This is a genomic window from Acinetobacter sp. ANC 4973, assembly GCF_002135275.1.
GTDB classification, from domain to species: Bacteria; Pseudomonadota; Gammaproteobacteria; order Pseudomonadales; family Moraxellaceae; genus Acinetobacter; species Acinetobacter kyonggiensis.
The window spans coordinates 1-2,574 of the sequence record NZ_NEGM01000033.1; the positions used below are offsets into that span (position 1 = coordinate 1).

General features: G+C 32.8%; 3 protein-coding genes. 2 read left to right on the forward strand and 1 reads right to left on the reverse strand.

Going from position 1 to position 2,574, the window contains the following annotated elements; translation table 11 throughout:
- Positions 1 to 408: 408 nt before the first annotated feature.
- A complete protein-coding gene (locus B9T30_RS16280; protein WP_086185921.1) occupies positions 409 to 597 on the reverse strand; it encodes a hypothetical protein in 189 nt (62 codons plus the stop codon).
- A 110-nt stretch (positions 598 to 707) separates the two neighbouring features.
- On the opposite strand from B9T30_RS16280, the gene B9T30_RS16285 reads away from it, so the two are divergent.
- Positions 708 to 1,937 (forward strand): phage/plasmid replication protein, II/X family, encoded by a 1,230-nt coding sequence (locus tag B9T30_RS16285; protein ID WP_086185923.1) that lies wholly within the window; start codon positions 708 to 710, stop codon positions 1,935 to 1,937.
- Between the two features lie 10 nt (positions 1,938 to 1,947).
- Positions 1,948 to 2,253 carry a hypothetical protein gene (locus B9T30_RS16290; RefSeq protein ID WP_086185922.1) on the forward strand — a complete coding sequence of 102 codons (306 nt, stop codon included), beginning with the start codon at positions 1,948 to 1,950 and terminating at the stop codon, positions 2,251 to 2,253.
- Positions 2,254 to 2,574 lie beyond the last annotated feature (321 nt).

Below are 2,574 nucleotides of genomic sequence, written 5' to 3' on the forward strand. Positions count from 1 at the left end.
ATTTATTTTTTTTAAAAGTAAATTTTTTGAACTAAATTTTTTTATAAATTTTTTTAATATTATTTTTTTTCAAAAAAACATAATTACATTCGTTATACATATCCAAGTAAGAAAACTTGAACAACATAAATTTTGACATTTTATGAATTAGCTTTTGAGTAGTAAGAGCCATAAACACAACACTAAAATCTATACACTTTCTTCGTATAATATATTGAGATTATGTTACTTGCATTGATCTCTCCAGTGAAGAAAACAAAAAGCTATGTTAAACACAACATAGCTTTTTTTTGCTTTGTAGAATGCATTTAACATCAATCTGCATTATACGAAATCCGAAGTCGTGGAGTCCACGTTTTCTGGTAGTGGACTTTACTCCCGAATTTAGGAGTTTTAACCTTAGTTAATTTACTTCTCCGTATATTTTTTTTGCCATTCAACAACATCTTCTGCTTTTAATTCTTTTAGATACTTATCAATAAGTGCATTTACTATATCTGCTTCATCTATAGGCAATCTTGTCTGCACTATAAAGTCTATATGCGCTTTTTGTATCAATGTTACATATTTTGATTTAACTCTATAGGTCTTTGACATTTGATTCGTATATCCAAAATAAAATCTATTTTAACACTGTGACAGTGTTGCATTGTTGCGTGCAACTATGGTACAAATTGCATCAATTGTTGCTTGTGACAGTGTTGCATATGTTAGATAAGATCGAAATGCGGATTCCAGTAGATGCCTCACTTGTCGATGTCGACAGTGAAGGGAAGTACTGCATCCTTGCTTTTGATTTACTCGATCTAGGTATAGACATTGCTTCTCGTTGTGTTTTTAAAAATGAAGACGGTGAGACTAAAACTCAAGTACTTCATCATCCATATTCTCAATTACCAACTTCATTTACCAAGATGGCTTTTAAATTTCATCATGATGGTGTGAATTTCCCATTTGTTGAACTTAAAGCAAGTCCTGCAAAGATTCTGCAAGGTCATAATGTATTCGGTACAGATTGGATTGAAGAAGGTGCTTTGGAAATGCTCGGTTATTTACTTGAAGCTGCTCCAACGCTTTACAGCATTCTTGCAATTCCTGAAGCTGAAGTGATGTTGATTGATGTTACTTATTCAGCTCGTTTAAAAGATAACGATCAAGTTGAAAAAGTTCTTGATTATCTTCGTAATTTCTCTAGCCGTGGTATTCGTAAATCTACTAAGCAATGCACTTATAAAAATACGGTTTATTTCGGTTCTGAACGTGCTAAGCGTCTTGCTCGTAAAATTTATGGGAAATGGTGTGAATTCCAAAATCAATTACTAGAACAAAAAAAATTAGCTGCTAAAAACGATAAAAATGCAATGCGTGTTGTTGCTGTTATGGAAGATGTAAACCTTCAGAAATTTGCTGTTGGACTACTTCGTTTTGAAACTGGCATGAAGAAATATTGGCTCAAAGAACAGGGCATACCAACTAACCTTTTTTTACTTATTCAATATCAACGTAACCATCCAAACATACTTAAAGAGCTTTGGCTTAAAGCCAATGCTGAATTTTTTAAAGCCCTTGAGGGTGAAAATATGAAAGCTACTGACCACGATTCTATCTATAAAAAACTCTGTGAAACCCATTTCACCATGACTAAGTCTGGTCGAATTTCACATACCAAAGCTCGTAATCTTTTCAACTTTTATTGTGCTTTAGAAACGCATGGTTGCGATGCAATGAAGCGAAGATATTCAGAAACTCGTTTCTACGCATATATGAAAGATTTACAGCTTTCAGGCTTTTCTAAAATGTTCCTTCAGAATCTCCACACTGAAGAAAAACACAACATCATTCCATTTGTACGAATGGTTGAAATTAATTTCGATCAGCAAGTACCAGATTGGTATGAAGAACCAAAATCAACTTTCTCTAAACTTAAAATTGCATAGGTATTCACTCATGATTTCTAAAACTGGACAATTACTCGACGTACAAATTGGTGACTTCAACAAATTAGTATTTGAAGGTACTAAATGGGATTTCGGTTTACAGCGTGAAGTTCCTGCATCTTTCCAAGTTGCTATTTCTAAAGATCATCAATATTTAATTCCAACGTATCAGCAAGCCAAAGGCAAAGTTATTTCAATTGAAATTAAGGAAGGTCTAACTAAGTCAAAACAAATTTGGTGGCGGACAAATGGAACTGGTCAGTTAGTTATTCAAGATAATCTTGAAAAGTCACCAACAATTCAAAAAGCTGTTTAGTATCAAAGGCTTATAATACATAATTTCGTATAATATATTGAGATTATGTTACTTGCATTGATCTCTCCAGTGAAGAAAACAAAAAGCTATGTTAAACACAACATAGCTTTTTTTTGCTTTGTAGAATGCATTTAACATCAATCTGCATTATACGAAATCCGAAGTCGTGGAGTCCACGTTTTCTGGTAGTGGACTTTACTCCCGAATTTAGGAGTTTTAACCTTAGTTAATTTACTTCTCCGTATATTTTTTTTGCCATTCAACAACATCTTCTGCTTTTAATTCTTTTAGATACTTATCAATAAGTGCATTTACTATATC